General features: G+C 63.3%; 20 protein-coding genes and 1 tRNA gene. 12 read left to right on the top strand and 9 right to left on the bottom strand.

What is annotated here, in order from left to right:
* Positions 1 to 82: 82 nt before the first annotated feature.
* Positions 83 to 364: a transposase domain-containing protein gene (locus tag ABD767_RS12525; protein WP_425549920.1), complete on the bottom strand. Its 282-nt coding sequence runs from the start codon at positions 362 to 364 to the stop codon at positions 83 to 85.
* A 111-nt stretch (positions 365 to 475) separates the two neighbouring features.
* Positions 476 to 769 carry an SWIB/MDM2 domain-containing protein gene (locus ABD767_RS12520; protein WP_103043947.1) on the bottom strand — a complete coding sequence of 98 codons (294 nt, stop codon included), beginning with the start codon at positions 767 to 769 and terminating at the stop codon, positions 476 to 478.
* 183 nt (positions 770 to 952) lie between these two features.
* Between ABD767_RS12520 and rraA the strand changes: the two genes are divergently transcribed.
* On the top strand, positions 953 to 1,474 hold the full coding sequence (rraA, locus tag ABD767_RS12515) for a ribonuclease E activity regulator RraA (protein WP_103043946.1): 522 nt from the start codon (positions 953 to 955) through the stop codon (positions 1,472 to 1,474).
* Positions 1,475 to 1,840: 366 nt separating this feature from the next.
* On the top strand, positions 1,841 to 3,172 hold the full coding sequence (aceA, locus tag ABD767_RS12510) for an isocitrate lyase (RefSeq protein WP_103043945.1): 1,332 nt from the start codon (positions 1,841 to 1,843) through the stop codon (positions 3,170 to 3,172).
* Positions 3,173 to 3,279: 107 nt separating this feature from the next.
* Here aceA and ABD767_RS12505 read toward each other — a convergent pair whose 3' ends face one another.
* Complete coding sequence (locus tag ABD767_RS12505) at positions 3,280 to 3,846, bottom strand: Rrf2 family transcriptional regulator (protein ID WP_103043944.1); 567 nt, start codon at positions 3,844 to 3,846, stop codon at positions 3,280 to 3,282.
* 430 nt (positions 3,847 to 4,276) lie between these two features.
* On the opposite strand from ABD767_RS12505, the gene ABD767_RS12500 reads away from it, so the two are divergent.
* Positions 4,277 to 4,585, top strand: coding sequence for a hypothetical protein (locus ABD767_RS12500; RefSeq protein WP_344869734.1), 309 nt, complete (start codon positions 4,277 to 4,279; stop codon positions 4,583 to 4,585).
* Positions 4,586 to 4,598: 13 nt separating this feature from the next.
* Here the strand turns inward: ABD767_RS12500 and asd are convergent, their stop codons facing one another.
* Positions 4,599 to 5,438: an archaetidylserine decarboxylase gene (gene asd, locus ABD767_RS12495; protein WP_103043943.1), complete on the bottom strand. Its 840-nt coding sequence runs from the start codon at positions 5,436 to 5,438 to the stop codon at positions 4,599 to 4,601.
* 382 nt (positions 5,439 to 5,820) lie between these two features.
* Here asd and infA point away from each other — a divergent pair, with 382 nt between their 5' ends.
* From infA to ABD767_RS12480, 3 genes are all read left to right on the top strand, one after another.
* Positions 5,821 to 6,072, top strand: a complete 252-nt coding sequence (infA, locus tag ABD767_RS12490) for a translation initiation factor IF-1 (protein WP_103043942.1) — start codon at positions 5,821 to 5,823, stop codon at positions 6,070 to 6,072.
* Between the two features lie 65 nt (positions 6,073 to 6,137).
* A tRNA-Pro gene (locus tag ABD767_RS12485) sits at positions 6,138 to 6,214 on the top strand.
* A 280-nt stretch (positions 6,215 to 6,494) separates the two neighbouring features.
* Positions 6,495 to 7,163, top strand: a complete 669-nt coding sequence (locus ABD767_RS12480; protein WP_103043941.1) for an acyl-CoA dehydrogenase family protein — start codon at positions 6,495 to 6,497, stop codon at positions 7,161 to 7,163.
* Between the two features lie 158 nt (positions 7,164 to 7,321).
* Here ABD767_RS12480 and ABD767_RS12475 read toward each other — a convergent pair whose 3' ends face one another.
* The 5 genes from ABD767_RS12475 to ABD767_RS12455 all read right to left on the bottom strand — a co-directional run bounded on the left by ABD767_RS12475 (position 7,322) and on the right by ABD767_RS12455 (position 10,892).
* Complete coding sequence (locus ABD767_RS12475; RefSeq protein WP_103043940.1) at positions 7,322 to 8,107, bottom strand: peptidylprolyl isomerase; 786 nt, start codon at positions 8,105 to 8,107, stop codon at positions 7,322 to 7,324.
* Positions 8,108 to 8,174: 67 nt separating this feature from the next.
* Complete coding sequence (locus tag ABD767_RS12470) at positions 8,175 to 8,450, bottom strand: BolA/IbaG family iron-sulfur metabolism protein (RefSeq protein ID WP_103043939.1); 276 nt, start codon at positions 8,448 to 8,450, stop codon at positions 8,175 to 8,177.
* Positions 8,447 to 9,010: a septation protein A gene (locus ABD767_RS12465; protein ID WP_103043938.1), complete on the bottom strand. Its 564-nt coding sequence runs from the start codon at positions 9,008 to 9,010 to the stop codon at positions 8,447 to 8,449. Before ABD767_RS12465 ends, ABD767_RS12470 begins: the two co-directional genes overlap by 4 nt.
* Entirely contained in the window at positions 9,007 to 9,420 is a 414-nt protein-coding gene (gene msrB / locus ABD767_RS12460) for a peptide-methionine (R)-S-oxide reductase MsrB (RefSeq protein WP_103043937.1), read from the bottom strand. Before msrB ends, ABD767_RS12465 begins: the two co-directional genes overlap by 4 nt.
* The gene (locus tag ABD767_RS12455; protein WP_103043936.1) at positions 9,417 to 10,892 is read right to left on the bottom strand and encodes a protein adenylyltransferase SelO family protein; all 1,476 of its coding nucleotides are present in this window, start codon (positions 10,890 to 10,892) and stop codon (positions 9,417 to 9,419) included. The genes msrB and ABD767_RS12455 overlap by 4 nt, the downstream gene beginning before the upstream one ends.
* A 177-nt stretch (positions 10,893 to 11,069) precedes the next feature.
* On the opposite strand from ABD767_RS12455, the gene ABD767_RS12450 reads away from it, so the two are divergent.
* The 6 genes from ABD767_RS12450 to ABD767_RS12425 all read left to right on the top strand — a co-directional run bounded on the left by ABD767_RS12450 (position 11,070) and on the right by ABD767_RS12425 (position 17,937).
* Complete coding sequence (locus ABD767_RS12450) at positions 11,070 to 12,707, top strand: 3-(methylthio)propionyl-CoA ligase (RefSeq protein WP_103043935.1); 1,638 nt, start codon at positions 11,070 to 11,072, stop codon at positions 12,705 to 12,707.
* A 146-nt stretch (positions 12,708 to 12,853) separates the two neighbouring features.
* Positions 12,854 to 14,092, top strand: a complete 1,239-nt coding sequence (locus ABD767_RS12445; RefSeq protein WP_103043934.1) for an ABC transporter substrate-binding protein — start codon at positions 12,854 to 12,856, stop codon at positions 14,090 to 14,092.
* An 87-nt stretch (positions 14,093 to 14,179) separates the two neighbouring features.
* Positions 14,180 to 15,133, top strand: a complete 954-nt coding sequence (locus tag ABD767_RS12440) for an ABC transporter permease subunit (RefSeq protein ID WP_103043933.1) — start codon at positions 14,180 to 14,182, stop codon at positions 15,131 to 15,133.
* A 4-nt stretch (positions 15,134 to 15,137) separates the two neighbouring features.
* On the top strand, positions 15,138 to 16,436 hold the full coding sequence (locus ABD767_RS12435) for an ABC transporter permease subunit (RefSeq protein WP_103043932.1): 1,299 nt from the start codon (positions 15,138 to 15,140) through the stop codon (positions 16,434 to 16,436).
* A complete protein-coding gene (locus ABD767_RS12430; RefSeq protein WP_344869733.1) occupies positions 16,433 to 17,248 on the top strand; it encodes an ABC transporter ATP-binding protein in 816 nt (271 codons plus the stop codon). Before ABD767_RS12435 ends, ABD767_RS12430 begins: the two co-directional genes overlap by 4 nt.
* Positions 17,242 to 17,937, top strand: a complete 696-nt coding sequence (locus ABD767_RS12425) for an ATP-binding cassette domain-containing protein (protein WP_103043931.1) — start codon at positions 17,242 to 17,244, stop codon at positions 17,935 to 17,937. The genes ABD767_RS12430 and ABD767_RS12425 overlap by 7 nt, the downstream gene beginning before the upstream one ends.

The raw sequence follows: 17,937 nt of genomic DNA, 5'->3' as shown, positions 1-17,937 counted from the left end.
AGCCAGAAGTGGACCATGCCCATCCGGGATTGGAAGGCCGCGCTGACCCGCTTTACCATTCAGTTCGGAGACCGCATCTCCGTCAATTGAAGTCCGACCCGTTTACACAAAAATTCGGACACGCCCGCGTCAGCGCCATCTCCTGCACCACTTGCCACAGCGGCATGTGGCGAAAAAGCGCCAATCCGATCACCAGCCATACGGCGTGTTCGGCTGGCAGTTTGCGCCGGCGCACCGATGCCTTGCCCGTGGCCTCCAGCGCTTGTTCTATCCAGGCCGGATCCAACAGCGCGCTCAACTCGGCTATCCCGTTGGCGGGCAGTGCCTCCAACGTCTCGTTCAGGGTGATCTGCAGCAGGCTCAAAGCAAAAAAGGGAACGTGGTTAACACGCTCCCTTTTTAGACCAATTCAGCCTCGCCCTGGCTTAACTGATCGGCATTGGGCATGCAGCCGGCTTTGGGGGGCGTCAGCGCATCACTTGACGTGGTTGCCGATCAGTTTTGCCAGTTCGAACATGGACACCTGAGGCTTGCCGAACACTTCCTTGAGTTTGGCGTCTGCGTTGATCATGCGTTTGTTGGCGGCGTCCTGCAGGTTGTGCGCCTTGATGTAGACCCATAGCTTACTGATGATTTCCGTGCGCGGCAGCGGCGCCGCGCCGACGACGGCGGCCAGTGCGGGGCTGGGCGTCAGGGGCTTCATGAAAGCCGGGTTGGGAGCGCGCTTCTTGGCGGGGGTGCCGCTGGCAGCGGATTTGGCGGTGACCATATCGAATCCTTGTGCTTGGGTAGGAGAGCAGCAGACCCCGCAGGGTTGCTGGCACGGCAATGCTAATGGCAAAAATCCATACGTCGCACGCGGATGCGCCGTTTTTTGCACGCTCTGCCCTTTGTTGCCGGTGGTTGCGCCACACAATGCTGCAGCAAACATACAAACCACGAGGATGCGTACATGGTGACTTCTACTTCAGCGAACTTCAGTACCTGTGATTTGTGCGATGAGCACAAGGACGGCAGCCAGGGTGTTTTCAGGGTGTTGCCGCCCGTCTTTCTACAGTTTGGCGGCCTGCAAGCTTTTTGCGGCCCGGCCCGCACGGTGCAGTGTCTGGAGGACAACACCCTGGTCAAGGCCGCGGTGGAGCAGGACGGCGGCGGTCATGTGCTGGTGGTGGACGGCGGCGCGTCGCTGCGCCGCGCCCTGGTAGGTGGAAATATTGCCGCGGCTGCGGCGCGCAATGGCTGGGCGGGCTTGCTCATCAATGGCTGCGTGCGCGATGTGGCCGAACTTGAAGCCGAGCCGATTGGCATTCGCGCGCTGGCGCCGATGCCCATGCCCACGCAGCGGCGCGGGCAGGGCGTGGCGGATCTGCCGGTGCAAATACAGGGCGTGTGGGTGCGCCCGGGCGATTGGATCTATGCGGACGCGGATGGCATCGTGGTCAGCGATCGGCCATGCGTGCTTGGCCGGTCTTGATGCATCCGCTGCTTTGCGGCCCATCGCAAGGGTTGTGCGCGGCGGTTGTCGTATTGGCGGTGTTGCGGCGACTGCGGCAGTCCGGCTTTGCTAGGCAGAGGAAGTGCAGGATGGTGGTGATATTTTCGGGTTGCAGGAATGCTATTCCACATTGTGAGATTTAACGCAATTGCACTCTTGTGCGGCTTTTCGTCTGAAGGGTGTTATTTTCATAATCAGAAAAATACATGGCAATTTATTGATTTATATGATATAAATTTACGTCTTCTATAAGACATAAGAATTTTTTAAGTCTTCTATAAGACATAGAATTGAACCCAAGGGAGCCAGCCGGATCCCGCAATTTTCAACCTTTGGAGAGCGCAAATGCCTGATTCCTTGAATGCACAACTGAGCCGCGAGCAACAAATCGCCGCCCTGGAGAAAGACTGGGCCAGTAACCCACGTTGGAAGAGCGTCAAGCGTGGCTACTCTGCGGCGGACGTGGTGCGCCTGCGTGGCAGCCTGCAGCCTGAGTACACGCTGGCACAGCGCGGTGCAGAAAAGCTGTGGGAGAAGATCAACGGCGGCTCCAAGAAGGGCTATGTCAACGCCTTCGGCGCCATCACCGCTGGCCAGGCCATGCAGCAGGCCAAGGCCGGGCTGGAGGCGGTGTACCTGTCGGGCTGGCAGGTGGCTGCCGACGGCAACACCAGCGAGACCATGTACCCCGATCAGTCGCTGTACGCCTACGACTCGGTGCCGACCATGGTGCGCCGCATCAACAACACTTTCAAGCGCGCCGACGAGATCCAGTGGAGCCGTGGCGTCAACCCCGGCGACAAGGAATTCATCGACTACTTCCTGCCCATCGTGGCCGACGCCGAGGCCGGCTTTGGCGGCGTGCTCAATGCCTTCGAGCTGATGAAGAACATGATCGGCGCGGGTGCCGCCGGCGTGCACTTCGAAGACCAACTGGCTGCAGTGAAGAAGTGCGGCCACATGGGTGGCAAGGTGCTGGTGCCCACGCAGGAAGCTTGCGAGAAGCTGATTGCCGCGCGCTTCGCCGCCGACGTGATGGGCGTGCCCACCATCGTGCTGGCCCGCACCGATGCCGAGGCCGCCAACCTGATCACCAGCGACCACGACGCCAACGACAAACCCTTCCTGACTGGCGAGCGTACGCAAGAGGGCTTCTATCGTGTCAAGAACGGACTGGAGCAAGCCATCAGCCGGGGCGTGGCCTACGCTCCGTATGCCGACCTGGTGTGGTGCGAGACCGGCGTGCCTGACATCGGCTTTGCCCGCGAGTTTGCCCAGGCCGTGCTGGCTGCCTGCCCCGGCAAGCTGCTGTCCTACAACTGCTCACCATCGTTCAACTGGAAGAAGAACCTCAACGACAAGCAGATCGCCTCGTTCCAGGAAGACCTGTCAGCGCTGGGCTACAAGTTCCAGTTCATCACGCTGGCCGGCATTCACAGCAACTGGTACAACACCTTCAAGTTCGCGCACGAATACGCGCGCGGCGAAGGCATGAGGCACTACGTCGAAATGATCCAGGAGCCCGAGTTCGCCGCGCGCGAGCAGGGCTACACCTTCGTGTCGCACCAGCAGGAGGTTGGTGCGGGCTACTTCGACGATGTGACCACCGTGATCCAAGGCGGCTCGTCCAGCGTCAAGGCGCTGAGCGGCTCGACTGAGGAAGAGCAGTTCCACTGAGCTTGATCGCCATGCCGACCTGAACGGGCGGCATGGCGATATAAAAGCAAAAGCCAGCCGGTTTTATAGCCGACTGGCTTTTTTGCATTGGATAGCTGTCGTCGCTGTCAGCTGGCGCGCAGCTTGGTGCCAAAGGCCGAGCCGGCCAGAGCGAATACCGAATTGGGAACACCCTGGGCAGGGAATTGCGTACGCGCACGCGGTTTGACGACTGCACGGGCGTTGGCTGCGGCGGCCTTGCCCGTGGGCGCGGCGGCACTGTGCTTATGGTTGCGGCGGTGTTGTGCAACCAGGTCGGCAATCGTGATCGACTGCAGATAGTCCATGACGCGCGTCTGAAAGTTGGACCACAACTCTGCCGTCATGTCTGGTTGCTCGGCATTGGCTTGCGCGGCATCGGCGTTGCCGCGTTTGAGGAAGCGCTCGCAAGCGGTGATGACATCGGCAGTGGACAGCGTTTGCGCGTCCTGGCGCAGCACATAGCCACCGCCCGGACCACGGATGCTGCGTACGATTTCGGCACGACGCAGGGCGCTGAAAATTTCTTCCAGCTGCGACAGCGCAATGCCCTGGCGGGTGCTGATCGCGGGTAAGGCCACTGGATGGCCGTGTGAATGCAGGGCCAGGTCAGTCAGGGCCGTTACGGCCAGCTTGCTTCGGGTTGTCAGGCGCATGGTGAAATCCTTGTGTTTATGACTTCAAAATTGGTGCAGGCGAACGGCTGGCCAGCGTGGCGCAACCAGCCTGCACGACACGGTATTTGGTGTGAGATGCTGCGAACTAGTTCCCGCAGTATTTGCTGCGCGCCTTTCTATTTCTTATCTTTGTCCATGTCCTGCCTATCCGTTATGCGACGAAATGGGCTGTTTCTGGCAGCGACGCAGTTGAGAAAGCGGGCAATGGCAACAGATTTGCGCGGCTAGGTGAGGGCGTGTGCTTTGGCATGGTTGGTGAACCAGTCGCGCCGTTGCGTTGCATGGCAGAAAAAACTCAAGAACCACGCTGATGAGCCGAATACGGGATAGAAGCCATTAAAGACCTTGTCCGATCCATGGATTGTAACGTGGATGCAAGTTTCACGTTGGCTGAGCAAAAGAGGGAGCAATGATGATGGACGTGAGCCTGCAGCCCCCTGTGATGGCTGCGCACGACGGGACGCATGTTGCCGCATGGGGGTGGAGTGAGCGCTTTCGCATGCCCTTGTACAAGCCCGGCACCCGCGTGCGCAGAATGGGGCAGTGGGAGACGATCAGCCATGTCGCGCTGCGACGTGACGACATGGTGATCTACCTGACTGGGCAAGCCGATCCGGTCGATCCGCTGGAATTGGAGCTGGAGCCCACCGTGTTCACCACGCTTCGGGTTCCGGACGTGCTTTATCCGGCTGGCAGCCTGGTGTCTAACAGGCGTTGAGCCGGGCCTCAGGTCACGCTAGCAACGACTGGCCCATGCGTACCGGTATCGTGGCGGTCAGCGACGGGTTCCACTGCAGCGCGCCGCGCTGCAGCAGTAGCACCACGGTCGACCCCAGCTGGAAGCGGCCCATCTCGTCGCCCTGGCTCAGGCTGGTCGCGCCTTGCGGATAGTCCCAACTGCGGATCTGGCCCGAGCGTGGCGGATTGACCTGGCCGTGCCACACGGTTGCCATGCTGCCAACAATGGTTGCGCCAACAAGTACCAGCGCCATCGCCCCTAGCGGCGTATCGAACATGCACACCACCCGCTCATTGCGGGCAAACAGGCCCGGCACGCCTCGTGCCGTCGTCGGATTCACGGAATACAGTGAGCCGGGTACGTGGGTCATGTGCTGCAGTTGCCCGTCGCAAGGCATGTGGATGCGGTGGTAGTCGCGCGGGCTGAGATAGATCGTGGCGAACAGGCCGTCGTTGAAGCGCGCGGCCAGCGCTGCGTCTCCGCCCAGCAGCGCCGTACTGGAGTAGGCGTGCCCTTTGGCCTGGAAGATCTGATCGCCGGCAATCGGCCCGATCTGGCTGATGGCGCCATCGACCGGGCTGATGAATGCACTATCGGCCAGCGGGCGCGTGCCTGGGCGCAGCGCGCGGGTAAAAAATGCGTTGAAGCTGGCGTAGCTGGCGACGTCGGAGTTGGCGGCCTCGTTCATGTCGACGCGGTAGCGTGCGACGAACCAACGAATGAAAGCGGTGGTCATGGCGCCGCCCTGCCACCAGGCCATGCGGCCGGCAAGCGCGGTCAACGCTTGTTTGGGAAGCAGATGTTGCAGGGCCACGGAAAAACGTTCAGACACGGGTAATGGTTCCACGCAAGAGGCTGGGCGAAAGGTTTGCGATTGTAGCGACGCACTTGCCAGCGACCGCAGAGGCACTGTTGGTGCCAACTGCCTGCCCGAAGGCGCGACAAGTGTCAGTGAGTATTTGCTGGTGTCATCAACGCTGTACAATCAGTAAGTTTTACTTCAGTGCAGCGCTGGTTTCGTCTGCTTTTGCCACGCCTGGATGTACGAGGGCGTGGCGAAATGGTGGGATTTCGCACGTAATCCGCTTTTGCGGTCGTGGCGAAATTCAACATCGGCACGATGCGGTATTCCAGTTCGGGCAGGGCGGCATCGACAAGGGTGTCATGGGCGTGCACTGGCGATATAACCTCCGATACACTGAAACAGAGGACTCATGGCCAAGGAAGAACTGATTGAAATGCAAGGTAGCGTTACCGAAGTGCTGCCCGATTCGCGCTTCCGTGTGACGTTAGACAACGGACACGAACTGATTGCCTACACTGGCGGAAAAATGCGCAAGCACCATATCCGTATTCTGGCGGGCGACAAGGTTTCGCTGGAAATGTCGCCTTATGACTTGTCCAAAGGGCGGATCACCTTCCGCCACCTTCCAGGTCGAGGCCCCGGCCCCAACTCCAACCGTTGAAATGCGCGTCGAGTGGGTTGCAATTGCGCAGAAATGAAGCGGCGCCAGGTTAGAATACGCGCCGTCGGAGCGTAGCGCAGCCTGGTAGCGCATCTGCTTTGGGAGCAGAGGGTCGCGAGTTCGAATCCCGCCGCTCCGACCAATACATAGTCCGGGCACCTCCGCAGGTGTCCGGATTTTTTTATTCTTCCATTGAAAATCAATAAATTATTGTTCGTACGTGTCCGCTAACGTGCGCCGACAGCCAGCGCAAACGGGGGGCAAACGGGGAACAAAACAGGCGGGGGCTAAAATTTCGGCGTTTGTTCCCCCGGGAATGGCGCAAACCCAGCAGTGGCGCGGGTTTGCCGGTTTTTCCGGTGTCGTGATCCACCGGCAAGCCGGCTACCAAAACCGAGGTATCCAATGCTGACCGATGCCGAATGCCGAAACGCGACCTGCCGCCAGAGAAGAAGCGCGCCCGCCTGGCCGATGCGGGCGGTCTGTATCTGGAGATTGCGCCCAGCGGCTCGAAGCGCTGGTTCTGGAAGTACCGCGTCAACGGCAAAGAGGGGTGCCTGGCGATTGGCAGTTATCCGGCCGTGAAGCTGCCAGCCGCACGCCAGGCGCGCGACGATGCCAAGGCGCAAAAGGCCGGTGGCGCCGATCCTGTGAAGTCGCGCCAGGTGGCACGAGCCATGGTCGCCGACACGCTGGGTGCTGCAGAGCGGATGATCGAAGCCGCCGTCGAATACTCTCTTGAGAGGAAGCAGTTTGGCGTGCCTATCGCCTCGTTCCAGGCGGTGAAGCATATGTGCGCCGACATGGCCGCGAGAGTCGAGCCTTGCAAGGCGCTGCTATGGCATGCGGCCTTCGTCGTCGCGAACGGCATGTCGGAAGGCCCTGCCATGGCATGTCTTGCAAAAAGCCATCTTTCCGATGTCGGGCGTTTCGTGGCCCGTACGGCGACCGAGGTCCACGGAGGCATAGGTTTCACCGACGCGCTCGGCTTGCACCTATGGTTCAAGCGCATCGGCGTGAACCGGCAACTGTTCGGCGGGCCTGAATTCCTGCGTGCCGAGGCAGCCCGCATGCAAGGCTGGACTGCATAGATCATCCTGGCTAATGGCGAGGTTGTTCCATTAGCGTACCTGTGGAATGACCGCCCGCGTTTACGCGCATTTGTATGCAGTTCGGGTTGGCGCAGGCAAAAGAAAACCCAGCCGCATGGGCTGGGTTTTCGGTCGCTGGTCAAGGCGAGTGCGGACGTTTATTCCACCTTGGCCTTCTCGCGCAGTTCCTGCTGGAACTGCATGAGTTTTTGCTGCTGCAGCTGCTGGGCGATCTGGGGCTTGACGTCATCGAGCTTGGGCAGCTCGGCGTCGCGCACGTCGTCCAGGCGGATGACGTGCCAGCCGAACTGGCTCTGAACCGGGGTGTCGGTCATCTGGCCCTTGTTCAGCTTGACCATGGCCTCGGTGAATTCGGGCACATAGCTGGCCGGGCTGGCCCAGTCCAGGTCGCCGCCACGTGCGCCCGATCCGGGATCCTTGGATTGCTTCTTGGCGATGTCCTCGAACTTGGCGCCCTTCTTGATCGAGGCGATGATGGCCTTGGCGTCGGCCTCCTTGTCGACCAGGATGTGGCTGGCCTTGTATTCCTTGCCGGCGTTGGCGGCGACGAACTTGTCGTATTCGGCCTGGATGTCGGCGTCGGTGACCGGGTGGGCGTTCTGGTAGTCGGCAAACAGTTCACGAATCAAGATGGTCTGGCGCGCCAGCTCCATCTGGGTCTTGTAGTCGGCCGTGTTCTCCAGGCCGCGCTTGGTCGCCTCCTGCATGAAGATTTCGCGGGCGATCACTTCTTCCTTGATCTGGTCTTCCATCTCGGCGTTGACCGGGCGGCCCGAGCGCTCGAGTTGATCCTTGAGCACTTCGACGCGCTCCTTGGGGATGGCCTTGCCGTTGACGATGGCGAGGTTTTGTGCGGCAACAGGCAAGGCGACGCTGCCCAGCATGGCAGCGGCCACCAGGCCGGACATGAGCTGTTTCTTCATGAAAAATCCTGAACGGGGGAGAGATGGCGCGGGCAACGAACCCGCAGCGCTTTTGAGCGTGATGTCGTCAAAGAGTTTCAATGGCGATGGCATGCGCGCCATGGTCAATAAAAATCTGCAGCGCATCATACACAAGCCGATGGCGCGCAACGCGGCTTTTTCCGTCGAACGCGGGGCTGGCAATGCGCACCCGGAAATGCGTGCCAAAACCTGTTCCGTTGGCGCCGGCATGGCCTTCGTGCTTCCAGCTTTCGTCCAGCACTTCCAGGCTGGTGGGCACCAGCGTCTGCTGCAAATGACTTTGCATGGCCTGGGCGGTGACGGCAAAAGAGGCGTCGGTCATGGTTGTGCGTCCTTGGAGGGGTGGGTGTCTGCCGCGTCGTGCTCGATGTGGCGGGTCAGGTAAAGCGCCTGGCCGACGATGAAGACGAGCGGGAACACGTAGCCCCACAGCTTGAAGTCGGCCCAGGCGTCGGTGGACCAGAAGGCGGCCACGTAGCCGTTGAGCGTGGACATGAACAGGCAGTACAGCACCCAGGCCACGCTGAGCCTGTGCCACACGGCGTCGGGCAGGGCGAGCTGGCTGCCCAGCATGACGCGCAGAAAGTTCTTGCGGTAGCCCCACAGCGCCACGGCCAGCGCCAGCGCCATGGCGGCGTAGAGCACGGTGGGCTTCCACTTGATGAAGCGGTCGTCCTGCAGGCCCAGCGTGAGGGCGCCGAAGATCAGGATCAGCGCAAGCGTCGCCTTGTGCATCGTCGTCAGCTTCTTGTCGATGGCGTAGATGATGGCCATCTGCACGCAGGTGGCGGCCATCAGCACTGCCGTGCCGGCGTAGATGCCCTGCAGCTTGTAGGCGACGAAGAACAGCAGGAGGGGCAGAAAGTCGAGCAGCAGTTTCATGGCGGGGTGGGTTCAAACTCCAGCGAGGCCGAGTTCATGCAGTAGCGCTGGCCGGTGGGTGCAGGGCCGTCGGGAAACACATGGCCCAGGTGGGCTCCGCATTGGGCACAGACTGTCTCCACGCGCACCATGCCGTGGCTGCGATCCTCGATTTCGCGGATCGCGCCCGGCACCGCCTGCCAGAAGCTGGGCCAGCCGCAGCCGGCGTCGAACTTGGTGTCGGATACGAACAACGGTGCGCCGCAGCAGATGCAGTGGTAGCGGCCGTTGTTCCAGTGCTGATTGTATTGGCCGGTGAACGGGCGTTCGGTGGCGGCGTGTCGCGTGACTTCATAGGCGCCGGGTTCGGCATTCTTGTCTCGCAACACCTGTTGCCACTGCGTTTCGGTTTTCTGGATGGGATAGGTCATGACGAGCAGCTCAAGGCAATGGAGTGGGCCCAGTCGGGCGGCAGGCCGGCCCAGTCGGCGTGATCCGGGCGTTCTTCAAATGGATGCTGCAGCACGGTTTGCAAGGTGTGCACCACGCTGAAGTCGCCCTGCCGTGCCGCGTCGATGGCCTGTTCGGCCATGTAGTTGCGCAGCGCAAAGCGCGGATTGGTGCGCAGCATCCGCGCTGCGGCGCCCGCCTGTTCGCTGCGCGCGATGCGGCCGCGGTAGGCGGGCAGCCAGGTGTCAAAGCCCTCGCGGTCGACCAGCAGGTCGCGTGCATGGGTGAAGTCATCGTCCGCGACGCTTTGCGACAGGCTGCGCCAGAACAGCGTCCAGTCCACCTGCTGGGCGGCAAGCAGGTGCAGCAGTTGCCACAGCAGGGCAGCGTCGCCTTCTTCGGGCGGGCCTTGCAGTCCCAGCTTGGCGAACATCAGCACCTGGTAATGTGACTCGAAGCTGGCTTCGTAGGTCTGCAGCGCATCCTGCGCGTCATCCTCAGTGCCGATCAGCGGCAGCAGCGCGCGCGCCAGGCACAGCAGGTTCCAGTAGGCGACGGCGGGCTGGCGGTCGAACGCATAGCGGCCCAGGCGGTCGCTGTGGTTGCAGATGTGGTGGGGATCGAAGGCGTCGAGGAACTGGAACGGGCCATAGTCCAGCGTCAGCCCAAGGATGCTCATGTTGTCGGTATTCATCACCCCGTGGCAGAACCCGGCCGCCTGCCAGTGCGCCAGCATCTGCGCGGTGCGCTCGCCGACCGTCTGCAGCAGCGTTTGGTAAGGGTTGTTTGCGGACTGGCACTGCGGGTAATAGCGCTCGATCACATGGTCGGCCAGGCGGCGCAGTTCATCGGTCTGCCTGCGGGCAGCGAAATGCTCGAAATGCCCGAAGCGGATGAAGCTGGGCGCCACGCGCGTGACGACGGCGGCGGTCTCCAGCGTCTCGCGCTGCACCGGCTGCGGCGAGCCCACCAGGCACAGCGCGCGCGTGGTGGGAATGCCCAGTGCGTGCAGCGCATGGCTGGCCAGGTATTCGCGGATCGACGAGCGCAGCACGGCGCGCCCGTCGGCACCACGCGAGTAGGGCGTGCGCCCGCTGCCCTTGAGCTGCACTTCCTGATCCTGCACCGTCTCGCCCAGCCACAGTGCGCGGCCGTCGCCCAGCTGCCCGGCCCAGACGCCGAACTGGTGGCCGCTGTAGACGCTGGCCAGCGGCTGGCTGCCCGGGGCAGTGGCGTTGCCGCTGAAGATCTGCAGCGCCTCGTCGCTGGCCAGCCAGCCGGCGGGCAGCTCCAGAAGTGCGGCCACGTCGTCGCAGCGCGCAACCCAGTGCGGCGCGGGCAGGGGTGTGGGGGCCAGCCGGGTGTAGAAGGCGCTGCCCAGACTGGCGAAGTCGCCGTCGTGGCGCCAGGCAAGAGCAGGAGCGGCAACGGCGGATGGTGCGGAGGCGGGCATGGGCACGATTGTGGTGCAGAGCGCCGCGCTGCACGGCACGCAGGGGATTGCGCCGCCATGTCATGTGCGTGACATGCGGGGGCAGGCAGGGCGGGTGCTTGCGGGTTTTTTCTCTGAAAAACCGGGGAGCGGCCGCTACGATGGCCGGATTGATTCCATGACAACCAAGGAGCTTCTATGTTGGGCCAGATGCAGAGCCAACCCCTGCTGATTTCCATGCTGATGGATTTTGCCGAGCGCCACCATGGCGACGGCGAGATCGTCTCGCGCCGGGTGGAGGGTGACGTCCACCGCTATACCTACCGCGACCTGGCCGGACGCGCCAAGCAGCTGGCCCATGCGCTCGACGGCGCGGGCCTGGCCCAGGGCGACCGCGTGGCGACGCTGGCCTGGAACGGCTACCGTCACATGGAGCTGTACTTTGGCGTGGCCGGTTCGGGCCGGGTCGTGCATACGCTCAACCCGCGCCTGCATCCCGAACAGCTGGCCTGGATCGTCAACCACGCCGAAGACCGCGTGCTGTGCTTCGACATGACCTTCTTGCCGCTGATCCAGGCGGTGCACGGCAATTGCCCGACGGTGAAGCAATGGGTGGCGCTGTGCGACGCGGACAAGCTGCCCGCGGACAGCGGCATTCCCGGCCTGGTCAGCTACGAGGCGTGGATCGGCGGGCATTCCAGCCAGTACATCTGGCCCCAGCTCGACGAGAACACCGCCGCCGGCCTGTGCTACACCAGCGGCACCACGGGCAATCCCAAGGGCGCGCTGTACAGCCACCGCTCCACTGTGCTGCATGCCTACGGCGGCGCGCTGCCCGACGCCATGGGCCTGTCGGCACGCGACTCGATGATGCCGGTGGTGCCGATGTTCCACGTCAACGCCTGGGGCCTGCCCTATGGCGCGACGCTGACCGGCTGCAAGGTGGTCTTTCCCGGCCCGGCGATGGACGGCAAGTCGATCTACGAGCTGATGGAGTCCGAAGGCGTGACCATGGCCGCAGGCGTGCCGACGATCTGGCAGATGCTGCTGAGCCACGTGCAGGGCAACAAGCTCAAGTTCTCTGCGCTCACGCGCACCGTGATCGGCGGCTCGGCCTGCCCGCCGGCCATGATCGACACCTTCCGCGAGGAGTTTGGCGTCGACGTGCTGCACGCCTGGGGCATGACCGAGACCAGCCCGCTGGGCACGGTCTGCACGCTCAAGAACAAGCATCTGGCATTGCCGCGCGAGGAGCAGCTGCAGATCCGCCTCAAGCAGGGGCGCGCCATCTTCGGCGTGGACATGCGCATCGTCGGCGACGACGGCCAGGAGCAGCCCTGGGACGGCAAGACCTTTGGCGACCTGCAGGTGCGCGGGCCCTGGATCATGCAGAGCTATTTCAAGGGCAGCGACCCCTCGGTCAAGGACGCCGCCGGCCACGACTGGTTCCCCACGGGCGACGTGGCGACCATTGACGCCGATGGCTTCATGCACATCACCGACCGCACCAAGGACGTGATCAAGTCCGGCGGCGAGTGGATCAGCTCGATCGACATCGAGAACATCGCGATGGCACACCCGGCCGTGGCCATGGCCGCGTGCATCGGCATGCCGCACCCCAAGTGGGACGAGCGGCCCATCGTCGCCGTGGTCAAGAAGCCCGGCGCCGAGCTCACGCGCGAGGAACTGCTGGCCTTCTACGAGGGCAAGACCGCCAAGTGGCAGATCCCGGACGACGTTGTGTTCGTCGACGCCATTCCGCTGGGCGCGACCGGCAAGATGCTCAAGACGCGCCTGCGCGAGCTGCTCAAGGACTACCGCCTGCCCGGCGCCTGAGCGTATTGCAGCTTGAGCGACGCGCGGCCTGTGGGCCGCGCGTCGCTTAGGTGATAGGTGCTCGGGACTATCCCTGAAGGCCAATGCCCGTGTGACCTGTACGCTGCACACCCATCCATCACGACAGCCGACAAAGGAGAGACACCATGGGTTTTGGTTTGAAGAGGGTCAGTGCAGCGGCGCTGCTGGTCAGCGTTGCCGGCGCCGCGCTGGCGCAGCAGGGCGAGACCGTCAAGATCGCCTGGATGGATCCGCTGTCGGGCCTGATGGCGGCCGTTGGCACCAACCAGCTCAAGACCTGGCAGTTCCTGGGTGAGGAATTCAGCAAGAAGAACCAGTCGGGCGTGAAGTTCGAGGTCATCGGCATCGACAACAAGCTCAGCCCGCAGGAGACCAGCAGCGCGCTGCGCTCGGCCATCGACCAGGGCGTGCGCTACGTGGTGCAGGGCAACGGCTCGGGCCCGGCGCTGGCCATCATCGACGCGTTGAACAAGTACAACGCGCGCAACCCGGGCAAAGAGGTGCTCTACCTGAACTACGCCGCGGTCGATCCGGATCTCACCAACAGCCAATGCAGCTACTGGCACTTCCGCCTTGACGCCGACACCTCGATGAAGATGGAGGCGATCACCACCTACATCAAGGACGAGCCCAGTGTCCAGAAGGTCTACCTGATCAACCAGAACTACTCGCACGGCCACCAGGTCAGCAAATACGCCAAGGACATGCTCAAGAGGAAGCGCCCCGACGTGCAGGTCGTCGGCGACGACTTCGCGCCGCTGGCGCAGGTGCGCGACTTCGCGCCCTATGTGGCCAAGATCAAGCAGTCGGGCGCGGACACCGTGATCACCGGCAACTGGGGCTCGGATCTGGCGCTGCTGATCAAGGCGGCCAACGACGCCGGCCTGAACAACGTGAATTTCTACACCTACTACGGTGGTGTGACCGGCACGCCGACCGCGCTGGGCCCCAACGCGGCGGGCAAGGTCTACATGGCCACGTACGGGCACAACAACCTGCCCGGCGACATCGGCCGCCTGGTGGTCGACTTCAAGAAAAAGTTCAACGACGACATGTATGCCAACGCCGTCTACCACGGCTACTCCATGCTCGACACCGCCTTTGCCCAGGCCAAGAGCACCGACCCGGCCAAGGTGGCCAAGGTGCTCGAAGACATGAGCTTCAACAGCTTCAACGGCGAGGTGAAGATGCGCAAGGCCGACCACCAGTTGCAGCAGGGCCTGTTCATCACACGCTGGGAGAAGACCGATGCCAAGCATCCCAACGACGCGGAGAACACCGGCTACACCTTCGTGCCGGTCAAGTACTACGAGCCCTACGTCGCGAGCACGCCCACCTCGTGCCAGATGAAGCGCCCCTCGTGATCGGCTGACTGCACCTGCGTATCAGGGCCCGAGTCCGCTCGGGCTTTTTTTTGCCCACCACCCCTGTTTTTTCATTGCGGAGCTGCAATGGGTCTAGAGTTTTTCGTCATTTCGCTGCTCAACGGCGTCAGCTACGGGCTGCTGCTGTTCATGCTCAGCTCGGGCCTGACGCTGATCTTCAGCATGATGGGCGTGCTCAACTTCGCGCACGCCAGCTTCTACATGCTGGGCGCCTACTTTGCCTACACGCTGTCGGGCTCCATTGGTTTCTGGCCCGCGCTGGTGCTCGCGCCGCTGCTGGTGGGCGCCATGGGCGCGCTGTTCGAGCGCTACAGCCTGCGGCGCGTGCACAAGTTCGGCCACGTGCCCGAACTGCTGGTCACCTTCGGCCTGTCCTACCTGGTGCTGGAGGTGGTGCAGCTGATCTGGGGCCGCTCGACCGTGCCCTACAACCTGCCCACGCTGCTGCAGGGGCCGCTGTTCACGCTGTACGGCACGCAGTTCCCGCGCTCGCGCGGCTTCATCATGCTGGTGGCGCTTTTGATGCTGCTGGCGGTGTGGCTGGTGCTCACGCGCACGCGCATCGGCCTGGTCATCCAGGCGGCGCTCACGCACCCGCAGACCGTGGAGGCGCTGGGCCACAACGTGCCGCGCGTGTTCATGCTGGTCTTTGGCGGCGGCTGCGCGCTGGCGGGGCTGGCTGGCGTGATTGGCGGCAACACCTATATCACCGAGCCGGCGATGGCCGCGTCGGTGGGCTCGATCATCTTCGTCGTCGTCGTGGTCGGCGGCATGGGGTCGCTTGCCGGCGCGTTCTTCGCGTCGCTCATCATCGGCGTGGTGCAGACCTTGGCCGTGGCGCTGGATTACTCGCTTGCCGGCGCGCTGGCGTCGCTGGGCGTGGGCGTGGACGAGGGCACGCCCGGCTGGCCGCTGCTGCGCCTGACGATCTCGCAGGTCGCGCCCATCCTGCCGTATCTGTTCCTGGTGCTGATGCTGATTTTTCGCCCGCGTGGGCTGATGGGAACCCGCGAGGACTGATGCGATGAACCATTCCAACACCTACCGCTTCCAGCCCCTGAACGTGGGGCGCTGGCTCATCTGGTCGCTGTTTGCGCTGGCGCTGGTCGTCGCGCCGCTGCTGTTCACCAGCGGCCTGGCGCTGACCATGCTCAGCCAGATCGGCTATCTCATCATCATCTGCCTGTCCTACAACATCCTGCTGGGGCAGGGCGGCATGCTCAGCTTCGGCCATGCGGTCTACACCGGCCTGGGCTCGTTCATCGCGGTGCACGCGATGAACATGGCCGGCGGCGGGCAGATCATGCTGCCGCTGATCTTCGTGCCCATCGTCGGCGGGCTGGCCGGCATGTTCTTTGCCGTGCTGCTGGGCTACGTGACGACCAAGAAGTCGGGCACCACGTTCGCCATGATCACGCTGGGCATTGGCGAACTGGTGGCGTCGATGGCGCTGATGTTTCCCGAGTTCTTCGGCGGCGAAGGCGGCATCACCACCGATCGCGTCTACGGCGGCGGCTGGCTGGGTATCACCTTCGGCTCCAACCTGCAGGTGTACTACCTGATCGCCTTCTACTGCTTCGTCTGCACCGCGCTGATGTTCGCCTTCACCGGTACGCCGCTGGGGCGCATCCTGAACGCTGTGCGCGACAACCCCGAGCGCGTGGAGTTCATCGGCTACAACACGCAGCGAGTGCGCTACTTCGGCTTCATCGTCTCGGGCTTTTTTGCCGGCGTGGGTGGGGCGCTGGCGGCGATCAACTTCGAGATCGTCACCGGCGCCGACAGTGTCAGCATGGTGCGCTCGGGCGGCTACCTGCTGTTCACCTTCCTGGGCGGGGCGGGCTTTTTCTTCGGCCCCATCATCGGCGCGGTGCTGCTGGTGTTCGCCTCGGTGCTGCTGTCCGAGCTGTCCAAGGCCTGGCTGCTGTACCTGGGCCTGGTGTTTCTGTTCATGGTCATGTATGCGCCCGGTGGCGTGGCCAGTCTGATCATGATGAACCTGCGGCTGGCCCGCTTTGGCAGGCTGCGCCGCATCGTTCCAGCTTATCTGGCCCTGGGCGGCACCGCGCTGGTGGCGCTCTTGGGCGCGGCGGCCATGATCGAGATGACCTATCACCTTCAGCTCAATGAGGCGCTGGGCAGCGAGCTTGTGTTCCTCGGCGCCCACCTGGACGCGACGGCGCTGACGAGCTGGTTTGGCGCGGGCTTCGTAATGCTGACGGGGCTGGCGCTGTTCGAGCTGTGCCGGCGCCAGTTCGTGCGCCAGTGGGGGCAGATCCAGGAAGACATCGAGCGGGAAATCAAGCGGGGGGAGGCTGCGTGAACACGGCGGAAAACAAGGGCGGCGGCAACGCCGCAGGCGCGGTGGCGCTGGAGCTGCGCGATCTGTACAAGAGCTTTGGCAAGACCGAGATCATCCGCGGCGCCAGCCTGGCGGTGCGTGCGGGCGAGCGCGTGGCCATCATCGGCCCCAACGGCGCGGGCAAGAGCACGCTGTTCAACCTGATCAGCGGGCGCTTTGCGCCCACCAGCGGCCAGGTGCTGCTGCACGGCCAGCGCATCGACGGCAAGGCGCCGTTCGAGATCAACCGCATGGGGCTGTCGCGCAGCTTCCAGATCACCAACATCTTTCCCAAGCTGTCGGTGTTCGAGAACCTGCGCTGCGGCGTGCTGTGGAGCCTGGGCTACCGCTACGCGTTCTGGCGTTTTCTGTCCAGGCTCAAGGACGCCAACGAGCGCGCCGAGCAGCTGATGGAGCAGATCCAGCTGCACAGAAAGCGCGATACGCTGGCGATGAACCTGACCTACGCCGAGCAGCGCGCGCTGGAGATCGGCATCACGATTGCGGGCGGCGCAAGCGTCATCCTGCTCGACGAGCCGACGGCCGGCATGAGCGTGAGCGAGACCGCGCGCTTCATCCGCCTGATCAAGGAGGTGACCGAGGGGCGCACGCTGCTGACCGTGGAGCACGACATGGGCGTGGTCTTCGGCCTGGCCGACAAGATCGCGGTGGTCGTCTACGGCGAGGTGATTGCATTCGACACACCCGAGCGGGTGCGCGCCAACGAGCGCGTGCAGGAGGCCTATCTGGGCTCGGTGGTTGCGGCGCAGCAGGCGGAGGGCGCGACATGCTGAACATGGACAACCTGCATGCCTACTATGGCAAAAGCCACGTGCTGCACGGTGTGGCCTTCGACGTGCAGCCCGGCGAGATCGTCGCGCTGCTGGGGCGCAATGGCTCGGGGCGTTCGACCGCGGCCAAGGCCATCATGGGCCTGGTGGACTGGGAGGGCGCGATCACCTGGAAGGGCCAGAGCCTGGCGGGCAAGAAAGCCTACGAAATCGCCCACTTGGGGCTGGGCTACGTGCCCGAGAGCCGCGACGTGTTCCCCAACCTCACGGTGCACCAGAACCTGTTGCTGGGGCAAAAGGGCAGCGGCCGCGGCAGCCGCTGGAGCTTTGACGACATGTACGAGATGTTCCCGCGCCTGAAGGAGCGGCGCGACATCGAGGCCGGCGTGATGTCCGGTGGCGAGCAGCAGATGCTGACGCTGTGCCGCACGCTGATGGGCGACCCCGACCTCATCATCATCGACGAGCCCACCGAGGGCCTGGCGCCCAAGATCGTCGAACTGGTCGGTCAGTACCTGCTCAAGCTCAAGGAGCGCGGCGTGTCGGTGCTCCTGATCGAGCAGAAGCTCACCATTGCGATGTCCATCTCCGACCGGGTGCTCGTCATGGGCCACGGCTCCATCGTGTTCTCGGGCACACCGGCCGAGCTGCGCGCCAACGAGCGTGTGCGCAAGGAGTGGCTGGAGGTGTGA

Source organism: Comamonas faecalis (genome assembly GCF_039538025.1).
Classification (GTDB): Bacteria; Pseudomonadota; Gammaproteobacteria; order Burkholderiales; family Burkholderiaceae_C; genus Comamonas_C; species Comamonas_C faecalis.
Note: the sequence above shows the minus strand (reverse complement) of the source record. Positions and strands in the feature narration are given on the sequence as shown.

What these genes read in the sequence shown, in the direction of transcription:
- ABD767_RS12455 (WP_103043936.1), bottom strand. Translation starts at nt 10,892, where the DNA reads ATGCCCGCCTCCGCACCATCCGCCGTTGCCGCTCCTGCTCTTGCCTGG.
- ABD767_RS12500 (WP_344869734.1), top strand. Translation starts at nt 4,277, where the DNA reads ATGATGATGGACGTGAGCCTGCAGCCCCCTGTGATGGCTGCGCACGAC.
- ABD767_RS12505 (WP_103043944.1), bottom strand. Translation starts at nt 3,846, where the DNA reads ATGCGCCTGACAACCCGAAGCAAGCTGGCCGTAACGGCCCTGACTGAC.
- ABD767_RS12520 (WP_103043947.1), bottom strand. Translation starts at nt 769, where the DNA reads ATGGTCACCGCCAAATCCGCTGCCAGCGGCACCCCCGCCAAGAAGCGC.
- ABD767_RS12480 (WP_103043941.1), top strand. Translation starts at nt 6,495, where the DNA reads ATGCCGAAACGCGACCTGCCGCCAGAGAAGAAGCGCGCCCGCCTGGCC.
- infA (WP_103043942.1), top strand. Translation starts at nt 5,821, where the DNA reads ATGGCCAAGGAAGAACTGATTGAAATGCAAGGTAGCGTTACCGAAGTG.
- rraA (WP_103043946.1), top strand. Translation starts at nt 953, where the DNA reads ATGGTGACTTCTACTTCAGCGAACTTCAGTACCTGTGATTTGTGCGAT.
- msrB (WP_103043937.1), bottom strand. Translation starts at nt 9,420, where the DNA reads ATGACCTATCCCATCCAGAAAACCGAAACGCAGTGGCAACAGGTGTTG.
- ABD767_RS12470 (WP_103043939.1), bottom strand. Translation starts at nt 8,450, where the DNA reads ATGACCGACGCCTCTTTTGCCGTCACCGCCCAGGCCATGCAAAGTCAT.
- ABD767_RS12440 (WP_103043933.1), top strand. Translation starts at nt 14,180, where the DNA reads ATGGGTCTAGAGTTTTTCGTCATTTCGCTGCTCAACGGCGTCAGCTAC.
- ABD767_RS12435 (WP_103043932.1), top strand. Translation starts at nt 15,138, where the DNA reads ATGAACCATTCCAACACCTACCGCTTCCAGCCCCTGAACGTGGGGCGC.
- ABD767_RS12475 (WP_103043940.1), bottom strand. Translation starts at nt 8,107, where the DNA reads ATGAAGAAACAGCTCATGTCCGGCCTGGTGGCCGCTGCCATGCTGGGC.
- ABD767_RS12465 (WP_103043938.1), bottom strand. Translation starts at nt 9,010, where the DNA reads ATGAAACTGCTGCTCGACTTTCTGCCCCTCCTGCTGTTCTTCGTCGCC.
- aceA (WP_103043945.1), top strand. Translation starts at nt 1,841, where the DNA reads ATGCCTGATTCCTTGAATGCACAACTGAGCCGCGAGCAACAAATCGCC.
- ABD767_RS12425 (WP_103043931.1), top strand. Translation starts at nt 17,242, where the DNA reads ATGCTGAACATGGACAACCTGCATGCCTACTATGGCAAAAGCCACGTG.
- ABD767_RS12450 (WP_103043935.1), top strand. Translation starts at nt 11,070, where the DNA reads ATGTTGGGCCAGATGCAGAGCCAACCCCTGCTGATTTCCATGCTGATG.
- ABD767_RS12445 (WP_103043934.1), top strand. Translation starts at nt 12,854, where the DNA reads ATGGGTTTTGGTTTGAAGAGGGTCAGTGCAGCGGCGCTGCTGGTCAGC.